14 protein-coding genes are annotated in these 13,524 nt (G+C 64.6%); 13 read left to right on the top strand and 1 reads right to left on the bottom strand.

Features of this window, described 5'->3' with window-relative positions:
• Positions 1 to 38 precede the first annotated feature (38 nt).
• Positions 39 to 281, bottom strand: coding sequence for a hypothetical protein (locus ACFC14_RS18585; RefSeq protein ID WP_376108003.1), 243 nt, complete (start codon positions 279 to 281; stop codon positions 39 to 41).
• Between the two features lie 1,295 nt (positions 282 to 1,576).
• Between ACFC14_RS18585 and ACFC14_RS18580 the strand changes: the two genes are divergently transcribed.
• The 13 genes from ACFC14_RS18580 to ACFC14_RS18520 all read left to right on the top strand — a co-directional run.
• Positions 1,577 to 2,674 (top strand): hypothetical protein, encoded by a 1,098-nt coding sequence (locus tag ACFC14_RS18580; RefSeq protein ID WP_376108000.1) that lies wholly within the window; start codon positions 1,577 to 1,579, stop codon positions 2,672 to 2,674.
• A gap of 492 nt (positions 2,675 to 3,166) precedes the next feature.
• Positions 3,167 to 5,995: an LPXTG cell wall anchor domain-containing protein gene (locus ACFC14_RS18575; RefSeq protein WP_376107998.1), complete on the top strand. Its 2,829-nt coding sequence runs from the start codon at positions 3,167 to 3,169 to the stop codon at positions 5,993 to 5,995.
• A gap of 150 nt (positions 5,996 to 6,145) precedes the next feature.
• Positions 6,146 to 6,331: a hypothetical protein gene (locus ACFC14_RS18570; protein WP_376107996.1), complete on the top strand. Its 186-nt coding sequence runs from the start codon at positions 6,146 to 6,148 to the stop codon at positions 6,329 to 6,331.
• Complete coding sequence (locus ACFC14_RS18565; RefSeq protein WP_376107993.1) at positions 6,331 to 6,807, top strand: hypothetical protein; 477 nt, start codon at positions 6,331 to 6,333, stop codon at positions 6,805 to 6,807. The genes ACFC14_RS18570 and ACFC14_RS18565 overlap by 1 nt, the downstream gene beginning before the upstream one ends.
• 106 nt (positions 6,808 to 6,913) lie before the next feature.
• Positions 6,914 to 7,129 (top strand): hypothetical protein, encoded by a 216-nt coding sequence (locus ACFC14_RS18560; protein WP_376107990.1) that lies wholly within the window; start codon positions 6,914 to 6,916, stop codon positions 7,127 to 7,129.
• The gene (locus tag ACFC14_RS18555; protein WP_376107988.1) at positions 7,122 to 8,303 is read left to right on the top strand and encodes a hypothetical protein; all 1,182 of its coding nucleotides are present in this window, start codon (positions 7,122 to 7,124) and stop codon (positions 8,301 to 8,303) included. Before ACFC14_RS18560 ends, ACFC14_RS18555 begins: the two co-directional genes overlap by 8 nt.
• A gap of 385 nt (positions 8,304 to 8,688) precedes the next feature.
• Complete coding sequence (locus tag ACFC14_RS18550) at positions 8,689 to 8,919, top strand: hypothetical protein (RefSeq protein WP_376107985.1); 231 nt, start codon at positions 8,689 to 8,691, stop codon at positions 8,917 to 8,919.
• 121 nt (positions 8,920 to 9,040) lie between these two features.
• Entirely contained in the window at positions 9,041 to 9,790 is a 750-nt protein-coding gene (locus ACFC14_RS18545) for a DUF2637 domain-containing protein (protein WP_376107983.1), read from the top strand.
• A 292-nt stretch (positions 9,791 to 10,082) separates the two neighbouring features.
• Positions 10,083 to 10,808 (top strand): RNA polymerase sigma factor, encoded by a 726-nt coding sequence (locus ACFC14_RS18540; RefSeq protein ID WP_376107980.1) that lies wholly within the window; start codon positions 10,083 to 10,085, stop codon positions 10,806 to 10,808.
• A gap of 131 nt (positions 10,809 to 10,939) precedes the next feature.
• Entirely contained in the window at positions 10,940 to 11,599 is a 660-nt protein-coding gene (locus ACFC14_RS18535; RefSeq protein ID WP_376107978.1) for a hypothetical protein, read from the top strand.
• Positions 11,600 to 11,661: 62 nt separating this feature from the next.
• Positions 11,662 to 12,735 carry a D-alanyl-D-alanine carboxypeptidase family protein gene (locus ACFC14_RS18530; protein WP_376107976.1) on the top strand — a complete coding sequence of 358 codons (1,074 nt, stop codon included), beginning with the start codon at positions 11,662 to 11,664 and terminating at the stop codon, positions 12,733 to 12,735.
• A gap of 84 nt (positions 12,736 to 12,819) precedes the next feature.
• The gene (locus tag ACFC14_RS18525) at positions 12,820 to 13,152 is read left to right on the top strand and encodes a hypothetical protein (RefSeq protein WP_376107974.1); all 333 of its coding nucleotides are present in this window, start codon (positions 12,820 to 12,822) and stop codon (positions 13,150 to 13,152) included.
• 29 nt (positions 13,153 to 13,181) lie between these two features.
• Positions 13,182 to 13,524: hypothetical protein (locus tag ACFC14_RS18520; protein WP_376107971.1), on the top strand; the 343-nt coding region annotated here is incomplete at its 3' end.

The following is a 13,524-nucleotide window of genomic DNA, read 5'->3' as shown; positions in this document are numbered from 1 at the left end:
TTGGGAGAAACCCGCCGCACCTGCGGCGGGTTCTTTCGTTAAGCGGCAGCCGTTCTGGCCTCCTTGGGGAACTGAAGTGCTTCAGCACGGTTGTGCTGAGGGGCAGGTGAGAACTGCGGCATCTCAAGAGCTTGCGCCGCGAGCGCGAGAAGGTAATCACCGTAGGTGTAACCTTCCTTCGCTGCGTTCTCCTTGAGGATGAGAGCGAAGGGAATCGGAGGCTTTGCGAGAATCGCGTCCCGCTCGCCCTTGCTAGGTCGACCGATGCCGTTGCGTGCCATGCGATGAACATATGCCGCGTTTGTGTTAACGAAACGGATTGGCTAGGGCGTGTCTCGGCACCTGTGTCCGCCGGACCTTGGCTCTCCACGGAAGGAGTTGCCTGATCGAGGGCGTGCGGACCAATGAGGCGCCACCAGCTCCTACTATCAGCTTCGCTAATCAACATATCGCCTGCCATCGTAGACCCCCTGGTCCGATAGAGGTAATACGCTCAGCCGCCCCACGCCCGCAAATCGGACGACCAAAATGAGCTTCCCAAGTCCTGATGTAGACCTTTGGCTAGGTACTGTCAGACTTTTCGCTAGTTACGTATCTATGGCTATCCGCATACCAAGACTGCGCGCATACACCCCGTCTCGTAACGGGATCGAGGACGCTTGACGAGCACCCTCACCCCAGGAGCATCACAGATGACGTCACCGCTAGCGCCGATCGCGCAGCCAATGAGCAACCCTTCGATACCGGCCATCTCCCTCATCGCTTCACCGCAAGCACGCGACATTCTCCGAGTGTTGCTGGAAGGACCAATCACAGTCGACGCATTGGCCCGCGAACTCGAGCGGGCAGTATGGCGCGTGCGGTCTCAGTGTCGGAGGCTCGCTGAAGCAGGAGCGATTCGGCTAACCGAGCACGACGAGATGACGACTGACGCTGCAACGATTGTGCGCGCCATGCGGGAGTCCGTCCACCACGCATCTGAAGAAAACGTGGGGCGTTCGGCGGCCTAGTCCGGTGGTGCACTTCTCTTACGGAAGATGTCTGCTGCAATAGCGTCGATAAGGCTGTCTGCCTCGCCCGCAACTGCGTAGTAGCGAGGCGGGCGGCCTCGGCGGAGCCTCTCGGGCGGGGGATCCGTAGCCACTACCCCCGCGTCCTTGAGAACCGTCAGCGCTCTATTCAGACTCGCTTGGGGGAACCCCTGGCCCGTGATGCTCTGGGCGATCTGATGGAACCCCTCGTGTATCTCGCCGAAGTACAGGCCGGGATTCTCTTTGATGAAAACGTACAACCGCGCTCTAACGGGATGTCCCCACACCTGATATGCGGTGGACAGACGCTGTGCGTCTCCATCCGACCCACTTGCATGTTCAGGCATCGCTCGATTCTCGCAGAAGAGAACCGTATACCGGAAAAAATCCGCGAGACTGCAACTTTTAATATCACTCTTGATAGTGTGTAAAGCATGAAGCAACTTAGCTCTAGCAGTACACGCGCGTGGGGCCGAGGCTGTGGGCCGTGTTCACGGCTTGCGGAGGACCCTTGCGCCGATCGGTCTGAAATCTAAGGAGACGCGATGAACAGCACCGATTCCATCCTGGCGGAAGACGGAAACGTGGATGTCGAGACACCGGCGGGGCTCTCTCCCGCGAAGCCCAAGTATCGAAGGTGGCTGATCGGTTCCGCGATGGCGGCCGCGGTCGTGGCTGCTGCAGTGATCGTTCCTTGGCAGTTGCAGGAAGCCGCTCACCGCGGCGCATGGGCCACGTACCAGGATGCCGTGTCAGCGCACGATGCGGCCGTCGACGGCTACGTTGACGGCGCAGCTGCCCTCACAGCTCGGTACGAGCTCGCCGGCGAGCAGCTGGTCACCTTCCAGAAGATCATCAGCAGCACTCCGGATGCTGCGGTCACCCCCGCCGAGGCGAAGCCTGACTTTGTCGCCGCGGTCAACGACTTCGAGGCCGTCGCAATCGTCCCCACCGCCGAAGGCGAGGACGCGGAACCAGCATCAGAGATCGCGCCTCTGGACACTGAGCATGCCAAGAAGCTGCAGCAGGACGCAACCACGGAGCGCATCGAGTCGGAGACGACCACGGTGCGTCGCGCGACCCCGCAGTATGACGACGCGATGAACGAGGACGCCGGCACGCTCGAGGCGATCGACGGCGCTTATGACGAGGCGATCTCCAAGCTCGACGCGATGATGGCCGCGGGCAGCGCCTGGGGCAACCGTGACGTGTACGCGAAAGACACTGCGGAGCAGGGTGCGGCGCTTGTTGCTGCTGCTCAGGCTCTCGTGAAGCCGGACGGTGAGGCATTCGAGGGGCTGGACGATCGCGCTGCCGCGATCCAGGCTTTCGTGGACGCTCAGGCTGCGGCTGCAGCTGGACACGCGAAGACGGTCGCGGCCGAGGAAGAAGCAGCCCGCCAAGCCGCGGCCGCCGAGGCCGAGCGGCAAGCCGTGGCGCAGCGCCAGGCCCAGCGCCAGCAGAACAACAGCACTCCGAATACTGGGTCGCACCAGAACAACGCCTCAAGAAACAACTCTGGGGGCGGGTCTCCGTCAACGCCTTCAGTGCCCCAGGGTGGCGGCCGTCCGGGTGGCGGCACGAATGAGACCAATGGTGACTGCTGGACAAGCAACGGCACGGGTGGCAGGAAGCCTTGCTGATTCGTCACGGCCAGTTCTTGCGTGTCGGCCATTCGGGAGTGATCCCGCTTTGAACTCTACGCTCACCCCGAGCGTGGCGACGGGGACTGAGGGTGCAACCTCAGCCCCCGTCTATCCAAGAAAAACGAGAGAGGGAATCTCCATATGCGTTCGTCTCGGACGTCTCACATTGTAAGGAAGAAGCGGGGGCCCGGCGCCTCGGGTCGGAACCCATTGCTCGGGACCACTCCCCGAAGGGTGGTTGCCGGCGCGGTTCTCGCAGGCCTGGCTTTCGGTCCGATCGCTGGAGGCACAGCGGCGACGGCCGCGGTCGGAGGTGGAAGTTCGGCAGGAGGTGGCGGCGGGGGCGCAGCCTCGGACAACTACTGGCTGTACACCCTCGACAACTTCCCCCAGGGGGGCACTCCTGAACAGGGGTGGGGGCCGGACTCGACGGACTACTTTGCTGCGTCTATGGAGGCTGAGGGCCAATGGGCGAGCGGATCGGGGCCGATGAACGGAACCCGTTCTGCGCTGCACAGCTCCTGCAATGACGCGATGGCGCAGGCGATCGACCGCTCGGGTGTCCCCGGCGCGAAGGCCCGCGTCGTTCAGGTTGGCGTGTCCGTTGGCAGCTTGGGTGGGAAGCCGATCCTCGGATGGGGTGGCACGAAGGCCACAATGACGAGCTGGTACCAAGGACTCACCGCCGCGCACTATTGGCAGGGCAGCCTGGTCGACTTTGACCAGAAGTTCTTGAATGCCGTGTCGAGTGAGTTCCTCGCCCATATCCCTGAGGGGCCTCGAATCGTCTGTATCGCGTTGAACGAGTTCGAGCCGGAGCGCCAGTACACGCTGAGCATCACGACGGATGCGCAGAACACGTTCACGATCGCGAGCGGCAAGGAGCCGGTGCGCGATCTGATCCACGCCTCGGCGGGCAACTCCTCGATCCGTGAGAACGTGAGCTCTGACGTGATCTTGCACTGGACCGGTGAGGACGGTTCCACGAAGCAGGTCAAGAAGTCGAAGGCGATCGCGAACCACGGCGACACCTACTCGGACTGGTTCGCGCCGGCCGACTTTGGGTGGGATGAGTGGCAGGGCGGCGAGTACTGGTTCGATATTCACGTCGCGAAGCAGAAGTCGATGGCTAACGCTGTCGATACCCCGGATCGGGATCCTCGTGAAACGTGGGACTCTTGGGCACCGAAGCCCGAGAAGGAGGTCATCGGCAGTGGCGAGGAGTCCGGTGACCACACGCATGAGAACATCAACGGTCTCTCTGTGTGGCCGGGTCAGAAGCTCGAGTACTCCGTGGGCGTCGACCTGGTTGTCCCGGAGAAGGTGCGCGACAAGATCACCTCTTTCGCGGTGCAGGACTCGTTCGATGCGCAGTTCACGCCGAACAAGACCTCAGTGGAGTTTTGGGACTCCCGGAACCCCTCGAACCCGAAGCCGGTAGCGAAGAGTGCGTACAAGCTGACCTGGGATGACAAGGCGAACTCGTTCACCGCGACGTTCACCGAGGCGTGGGTGCGGGACAACCTGGTGGGCAACACCGCTCAGGGGTGGCTCACGATGCGGTTCACGGGTGCGGTGAAGGACACTGCGGCTCCTGGGACGACGGTGAAGAACCAGGCGTTCCAGATCGTCAACGGTGTGAAGATCGCTACCGAGGTTCCCGAGGTGAAGATCCCGTCGATCAAGCCCGACAAGGAAGACCTCTCGATCGACCTGGTGGACATCGATGGGAAGACCGTCGTGAAGGGCGACACGATCCTGTACCGCCTGACGATGGATGCCACCCCGGGTCGTGACAAGCTCGCGTACAACGTGCACAAGCTCGGCATGGTCGACGACTACGACGACGAGTACCTCAGCGTCGACGTGGCCGACATCCGCGTGGCGGACAAGGCCACGGGTGTCGATGTGACGAGCGCGTTCAACGTGCAGATCCTCGATGGTGTCGTGTACGTGTTCGCCAAGACTGTCGACACGGTACTGCCGACCGGTGAGAGCATCCTTGGCGACCCGCAACCGGCGAACTTGAAGAAGTATGACGAGGCTGCGATCGATCCGCTCACGGACCCGATCATCGACCAGGATCTGCTGGGCAAGTTCTACTACGTCACCATCCCCGCGAAGGTCATCAAGGAGGTCGACGGGTACGTGATCGAGAACCAGGCTCGCGAGAACCTGGAGAACTCGCACCGTCAGACGAAGATCGTCTCCAACCCGTTGAAGCAGATCAACCCGGACAAGGATGTGGTTGTCGACCCGTCGACCGGTGACGAGTCGATCGACGGTTCGGAGATCAAGCTGCACTCGGTCTTCAACTACCGGCTGAACAGCTCAGAGATCCCCGCGGACCGCGCGTACAAGGCGTCGCAGTGGTCGGTGCGCGACACGTTCGACCGTGTGCACGACTACTACACGGGCGTCTGGGCCGTCCACGCGAACAGCGACCTCTACGACGGCACCACGCTCGTCGCGAAGAAGGGCGACCTTCTCGCGGATAGCGACGGCAGCACCGCCGACAAGCTGGGCGACCTGTTCACGGTGACGTTCGATGAGAAGTCGTACACGCTCACCGCGACCGCTACCGAGGCGTACCTGAAGCTCGTGAACAGCCGTGGAGATCTCGCACAGGCGTTCTCCGTCTACACGAAGATGGAGCGCATCGCTCCGGCCGAGAAGATCGAGAACAAGACGACCGAGTCGTACAACAACGTCGAGCGGGAATCGAACGTCGTGTGGACGAAGACGCCGGAGAACCCTGCGATCGATGTAGAGAAGTTCACGCTCAGCGAGGGCATCATCGATGGTGACCGCGACACCTCGAGCGAGGCGTACGAGATCCCGAAGAAGGAGCTCAAGGAGGGCACCCTCGTCGGGATCCGCGTCACCAACACCGGTGATGTGCCGCTGAAGAATGTTGTCCTGACTGATGCGACCCACAAGGGTCTGGCCGGCACTGTGAAGGACATTGTCTGCTTCGACGGCGACACGGAGATCGCCCCGGATGCGATCGGGGAACTGGCCGTGGGCGAGTCGATCGATTGCCAGGGTCTGCTCACCGGCATGAAGGACGGCCAGCTGCACGGTGACACTGCCACCGTGACGGGCGAGTCTGTCTACACCGGCAAGAAGGTATCCGACGAGGACCCATGGTTCGCGACGGCACCGAGCGCTCTCGCGCAGACCGGTGGCGCGCTGAACATGACCGGCGTCGTCGTCGGCAGCTCCCTGCTCGCTCTCGCCGGTGCGGCGCTGCTGGCAGCGAAGCTCCGCCGACGCGACCGCGTCACCGTCACCACGACGGAGTCAGCGGACAGCTGACCCGGCCGGGTGGTGATGTTCGCGCATCTCGCGGGCATCACCACCCACCCGTCGCCCGCCGCGCGACTCATTCTTCGCGTGCGCGACCCCCTCGTGGTCCCGCACGCCCCTCTCTCATCTGTCTCGCCTCTCAACGGGAAGGAACCCGTGATGACTGTCGAACACGCGAACAAGGAGCACACCATGACATTCCTTCAGATTGCGGGGTGGGTTGTCGGTGGCTGGATCACCGCGTCTCTCCTGCTGGCAGCACTGTGGGCACGGATCGGGATGGCCCTCCGTCCCAACACCGACCTTCCCCCCTTCACCTCCCACCTCGCAGAGCAGGAGGCGTGATGAGTATCCGACTTCGCGATGACGCACGCCGGCACCTGGCCTTGGCCGTGGTCCTCGGCCCCGGCACGCCTTTCAGCATCTACGACGTGATGGACGAGGCCCATTGGTATCGCACGGTCGTCGACGGCGACGGACCGTTGATCATTGGCGGCGCGCTCCTGGGAGCTTTGGAAGTCCTCCGTCGCCACGGGGCAACGTCCGCAGACGTGTTCTCGTGCCCGCTCACATCTCCTGGGGGAGTCGTCACCGAGGAGGACATGTCTCTTGCTGCCGGGTGGCTGGCGAACGGGCTCATGGAAGAGCCCGATTCCACGGCCGAACAGACGGCGGTTAGCGAGGCACTGCAGCTGAACGGTTGGACGAGGGACCCGGCCCACGTGACCTCTCTTGTGCTCGCGATCGCGCTCATCGCCGGCCACGCGGACGCCAAACGGTGCGAACGCCAGATCCTCACGACGGAGTACGACCGTGGCTAGGGCCGCCCGGCCCGCGGGACGGTGGGCACGACTGAACAGCGACGCAATCGCCATGCTGCAGGGCCGGTCGGGGATCTCCGCGAAGGAACTGTACGAGCGGGCGGGCATGTCCAGCCCCGCCTTCTATGCCCGAAAGAAGGGCCAGGTCCCGATGTCCCTCAACGACGTCGAGGTCTTTGCACAGATTCTGAACGTGACCCCGCTCGAGGTCCACATGCTCGCGAACCACCTCGGCAAGATCGACGCGGACACGATGCCCTCCGACGCGAGCAGCATCACGGGCGGCGGCCTGGTCCGGGCGGGAGGGGCGTCCCATGGATGATGACATCCGGCTGGTCGATGATCCGCTGCCGAGTGGGATTGGAGAGGCCCGGAGGCGGATCGAAGTTCCTGTACCCGACCGCAAGCGTCGCTGGCTGTTCGTGCCCGCCCTCGTTGTCACGGGCTGCGTGGTGTTGGGCCTCGGCGGATGGGCCGTGTCTGGGCTCGTGATGGGGGCTGAGACGCCCACGAAGCCGTCGACGGTCGTTACCCCGACTGCGGCCCCGAGCGTCGTACTTCCCGGCTTCGCAGTCGAGGCCGCGTGGTCGGCGTCGGACGTGGATGATGCGGCCGCCGCGGGCGGGCGGGTCTTGACCGTATCCGGTGACTTGGCAGTGCTGCGTGACGTGGCCACGGGTGATGTGCTCGCTGAGGCCGACGTCGCGGGAGAAGACGTGACGGTGGTGACGGCCCATGTGGGTGAGAGCACCGCTTTGGCGGTGTCATCGGACACCCAGGCGCTCGTGTGGGCGGGTGACGCAGTGGTGCCCGTTGTCGTGGATCTGTCCGGTGGCCGCCAGCTGGTGACCAGGTCCGGTGCCTTTTTCGTCGCCTCAGCGGACTTCTCGTTCGCCATGGTTACAGCAGAGGGCGTGGTGCCGGTGGCGCCTCCTCGCCCGCAGATGATCGTTCTCGGCGTTTCCGGCGATCAGGTGCTGTGGGCGGGCGCGCCGGCTCAGGTGATCACCGCGTCGACGAACGGCGCTGCGCTCAACGAGGTTGCACTCGCTCCACCGTCTGCCGGTGCAGTGGTGACTCCGAAGCGGGGCTGGCTGATGGTCGCGAATGGATCGCTGACGGTGATCGGCTGGACGGACACCGATGGCGGAGAAGCGACTGCAGCGTATTCCACAGCTACGGGTGAGATTCGGCGGCTGATCCCCGGGACGGGGGAGGGGCTGCTGTCGCCTGACAGAAGCGAGTGGGTCACCGGCGGGCAGCGCGTCTCCCTGGAGAATGCCACCGCCACCGTGCTGCCCGAGGGGTTCATCCCCTCTGAATTCCTTGGTGACGCGCTGTACGGAGCGCTCTCCGACGGCAGCGTCGCGATCCTGCCGGAAGCAGCCACTTCTCCGAAGACTGTCGCGGCTCCTTCTGAGCGGCCGTTGGCCGTTACGGCGAACGTGCTGCTCACCCTCAGCGATGGCCGCTTGAGCGCTCATCCTGCCTCCTGACCACCCACCACATCCGAAAGAAAGAGGAACTCTCATGTCGAATCACTTCTCACGCGCCGGGGCCGTCACAGCCCTGTCCCTGCTGTTGACGGTGGGTAGCGCGGTCCCCGCACTGGCCGACACGGCGACGCCACCCCCTGGACCATCACCCACCACATCCGAGCAGACGCAGCCCGAAGTGGCCCCGTTCGCGATCGACGAGGAACCGGGCACCGACCCCGGCACCGATCCGGGAACAGGCGACCCTGGCACAGACCCGGGAACGGGTGGCCCTGGCACAGACCCGGGGACGGGTGACCCCGGCACGGGCGGACCCGGGACAGACCCGGGCGAGGGGTCGGTTCCTGTCCCTAAGCCGAAGCCGGGCGCTTCGAAGCCGGGCAGCGTGGTCTCGAACTCGGGATCCCCGGTGTCGTCCTCGAGCAGTTCGCGTGCGTACACGTCTCGCGGCCAGCGGCCGTCGTCGGATCAGCTGGCAGCGACTGGAGCGGATTCGAGACAGGTGCTGATCGGCTCGCTGGTTGCCGGGTTCTTCGTCAGTGCGGGTGCGGCCGCGACGTTCTGGTCCCGTGCGGGTGTTCGTCTGAGCCGTCGCGCCAAGGACAGCGTGGCGTGACCGTATGGCCGGGAGTGGTGGGTGTCCGCATGGGTGACGCACTGCTCCCGGCCGCTGCATCCGCATCTCGATACCGACCGCCGAGCGCGCTCGATGGTCACAACTCTGAGGAGATCAGGAAATGAGCGATCCTCTGGCGGTCCGCCCCCAGAACAAGGCTCTTGCCTTGACGACAGCCGCTGGCGTCGGGGCGCTAGCTGTGGGCGGGTTCACCTTGTCTTTCACAGCTCTTCGCGAGTTGGCGCAGCGCGAGTTCGCGATCACTGCGGAACTGTCGTTCATCTACCCGTTGGTCATCGACGGTTTCATCGTCATCGCGACGGCTGCGGCGTTCACGATGAAGAAACGCGGACCCCGGGTGACCTGGTACCCGTGGGCGGCACTCGTGGGGTTCGGGGCGCTGTCCGTTCTCGGGAACGCCGCGCACGCGATCGACAACCCGCTCGCGACGTTCCCCGCGTGGGTCTCCGCGCTGGGGGCGAGCGTGCCCGCCGTGGCGCTGCTGGTGGCGTCGCATCTGTTGGTGCTGATGATCGACGGGAAGGCCGCACCGCGGCCGCGGGCGAAGTCGACGCCGGCACCCGCTGCCACACCGGCAGCCCCCAGGGAAGCTGACCCGGAGGGGCTGCACGCTTCAACGGTCGAAACGCATCGCCTCCATGCCCTAGACCGGCCCGCACCGGCCGCTGGACTCGTCGACCGCGTGTCCCAGGTCATCGCCGAGGGGCGTCCGGTGACGGCTGCACTCATCGCCGAGTTCGAGGGGGTCTCTGAGCGCACCGGGCGTCGACGTCTGGCCGAGTTGCGCGAGAGCCACCCCCGTCTTTTCGATGCTCCCGAGCACGCTCCCGCACGGGAGGGCGTGCTGTGACTGCTTTGGGTGGGTTCGCTGTTATCCCCACGGACCTGGCACGATCGTCGGCTGTCTCCGCGCAGGCGAAGGCTGTGTTCGTCGCTCTCACATCGCACTGCGGCGAGAGAGAGATCACGGTCGAACGGCTCGCCCGGGAAGTGGGAACCACCGCGGCCGCGACGCAGAAGGCCTTGGTCGCCCTGCAGGCGAGAGGTTGGGGCGAAGCCCTTGGCGCCCTGGCCCCGACCGTCGTTCTGGAACAACCATGAACGGGCATCCTCCCAGCGCCGAGCCGACCGGCCACGAACTCGTGAAGTTCGTCGACCCCTGGCTCCCCTACGTGCGAGCGCGAGTGGTGGCGTCTGAGGTTGACGACGTCATGCAGACGATCCGCGAGACAGTGCTGTCCCGCGCCTCACGCTACGACAGCGCGCAGGGGGAGCCGGGCGCCTGGGTGTTCGGTGTCGTCCGCGTCACGGTGAAGGCCGCTCGACGAGTGCACGCAGTCGCGTGTGAGCGGGCCGCGATCGTGGAGGTTGATGAGACCATCCCCGATAGGGGAGTGGCCGCGGGGGATCCGCTGGCCTTCTTGATCGAGCACCGTGAGGAACTCGAATGGGTCCGCATCGTTGCGGAGGCATCCACATCATTCGAATGGCAGGTGGTCGTTACGTTCGCTCGGACCGAAGGAACGGGTGTCGAGGTCGCCTCAGCGCTGGGAGTGCCGATCACCACCGTCCGGTCTGCACGAGAGAGAGTGACGGCGCTGATCCGCACCGCTATCGGGGCCATCAATGCGCGCGACAACGCAACGCCGATCACCCTCAGCGGGTGCATCCCGGGGGAGGGCGGATACCGCGAGGCACTCCCATTTCGGGACTCTGAAGAATCGGTTGCGGCTACGGCGCTTGGCCTCTCCGCCTCCACCTTCCGCAAGCGCCGTGCGATGCTCCGGCGCCTGCAGTCGATCGTCGACGTGATCAGGGCAACAGCCATGTTGCCTCATGAAACAGCAACCCAAGGAGAAGCATCGTGAAATCCACTCGACCCATCATTTTCGCCGCCATCGGGCTCGTTGTCCTCGTAGGCGGGGTGACGGCGTTCACCGTGTCGTCCCTGTCGAACAGCACACCGCAGAGTGAAGTATCGGCCAGCGAAGCTCCCCCGGTGAGCTATGAAGCGAAGGCCTACAGTGGCGACGCACTGTCGTACACGTACCCGCAGGTGATCGAACTGGGGTTGGTCCCGGAACCGATCACCACCGACCCGAAGGAGTACATTGCCGCTGCGGTGGCAGCGTGGGGAACGTTCGACAGCACCGGTGAAACCACGATGCCCCAGTGGGGGAAATACCTCGAGTCGTGGCAGAACCTGTACCCGACTACGGTCGAGCTCCCGACAGGGGAGACGGTCACGTTCGACCCCCCGGAGAAGAACCCGGTCTTTCGGACCTCATGGGTCGACCACCGCGATCTGTGGGTGATCGGCGAGCGTCCCTCCGGCACCGATCCCGCATGGGACGCCAACGACTGGGATCTGCTGCAAGCGCGTGGCGGGCGGGTCGTCGCCGAGGCCACCGAGATCGGCAAGCTCGAGCCGGTGATGTTCGACAATCGCACCGCGCTGGGTGAGCGACAGTCGGTCGTGGAATTCACGCAGTGGATGACGCTCGATGATGGCACGGATGGTGAACACGAGATCTCGTTCACGAAGCATGGGTCCGCCCTCGTCACCATCAACTGCAGCACGACGACACCGGCGCCGGACTCGGCGCAGCAGGCGGGCGATTGCAAGCTGGTGAGCTTCAAGATGCTCGACTTCAAGTAGTCGCCATGGCTTCCTTCCCCGGTACGAGCACTCGTTCCTCACTCACCCGTCGCCGCGTATTCGTGGCTGTGGCCGCCTTTGTGGCTGCAGCGGTGCTGGGACTGTCTGTGATGCTCGCCTCGATCGTGTCGATCCCCGCGCTCACCCTCTGGGGGTCCGGTTGCTCGTTCGACTCCACCAAGGCGGGGAGTGTGACCGTGACCGGCCGGGGTGGGGGGTCAGTTGAGCTCGGGGCAGGCCAGCTGCAGAACGCCGCAACCATCCTCGATGTTGCCCGCGAGCTCGAGCTGCCGCCCACGGCCGGCAAGATCGCGTTGATGACGGGGCTGCAGGAATCCACACTGCGGATGCTTGCCAACACCAATGTCCCGGGATCTCTGTCGTTCCCGCATGAGGGGACGGGTTCCGACCACGACAGTGTGAACGTGTTTCAGCAACGCCCGCACTGGGGTTCCCCCGCCGAGCTCATGGATCTGAACTATGCCGCCCGGGCGTTCTTCGGAGGCCCGAGCGGTCCGAACGGGGGATCTCCTCGTGGGCTGCTGGACATCCCCGGGTGGGAGACGAAGGGGCTCGGTGAAGCGGCGCAAGCCGTGCAGGTGAGCGCGTTCCCTGACTTGTATGACGGGTGGGCTGAGGCGGCCGATCAGATCATCGCGGCGGTGACCGGGGCGACCGTATGCGCGGCGAAACCTGTCGGTGATGGTAGCGACGGCCGCAACGGGTGGGGCGGGTACGAAAACGGTCGCATTCCTGTCCAGGTGCTGTCATCGATCCCCTGGTCGCCTCATCATCTTCTCCGCCAGGACGCGACGGCCGCGCTCACGGAGATGAACGCGGCCTGGAAGGCGCGGTTCGGGTCCGACATCAAGGTCAACGACGCCTACCGAGATCTTGCAGGGCAGGTCGACGCGAAAGCAGGCTGGTGTGCGCGGGGGCGCTGTGAGATGGCCGCCACGCCGGGGGAGAGCAACCACGGCTGGGCGGTGGCGGTCGATATTCAGGTCGGTTTTGGAGACGCCCAATACCGGTGGCTGAAGGAGAACGCCAGCCTGTACGGGTGGGTGCATCCGGACTGGGCCGAACCGACCGGAGGCAAGCCGGAACCGTGGCATTGGGAGTTCGCGGGGCGCTAACACCCATTTTCGACGTCTGATCGTCGTTCGGGTGCAAGGGACGCAAGGTGCGGTGAAACCGTCACCAACCGAAAGGCCCACACCATGGTCCTCGCCCTCATCGACCTCCTCACCCCGATCGCGAACATGCCGGATATCAGACCGGACTTCACCGCCCCCTTCTTCAAGGGGTTCATCATGGTCGCGTCGTGGATCCTCGCGATCGGCCTGGTCGCCGCGTTCATCGCGGTCGTTCTCGGCGTCACCATCCTCGTCTTCAAGGGGGTCATGAGTTCTCAACTGCGAGCGACCGCAGCCGCGGCACTTCCCTGGGCCATCATCGGTCTGATCGTCCTGTCAGGCATCACCGGAATCTTCACCTGGCTGCTGGGCCTGGACTTCGGATTCGGGACGACTTTCGGCGGGCCGGGCCACTAACCATGCGTCGGGTCCTTGTCATCGTCGGGGTGATCCTCGGCATCATCCTCGGAGGGCTGCCCCTCTCGAGTTCTGCCACCGCTTCCACCATCCAGCCCAGCGATCAGCAGACGGTCGCGGTCGAGCGGGCGGTGTCGGTCGTCGACGCCGCAGCGACCGGATGTAAGGACCCGAACAACTGGTGGGACAACCTTCGCCTCAACGCCGGGTCGATGAAGAACTGCAAAACCAACCTGCCACGGCCATGGGAGGCGGGAGACGCACTCTGCACCGTCGCGGAGAACGGCCGGGGGGTTGCGGAGCTGGTCAATTGCACCGGCGCCACACCGGAAACGTCCGGGTCAGTCGAATGCTGGATCAACGTCGCCACAT

This window comes from Microbacterium sp. NPDC055988, assembly GCF_042269505.1.
In the GTDB taxonomy this organism is placed as follows: Bacteria; Actinomycetota; Actinomycetes; order Actinomycetales; family Microbacteriaceae; genus Microbacterium.
This window is presented reverse-complemented; position numbering and strand designations above follow the sequence as displayed.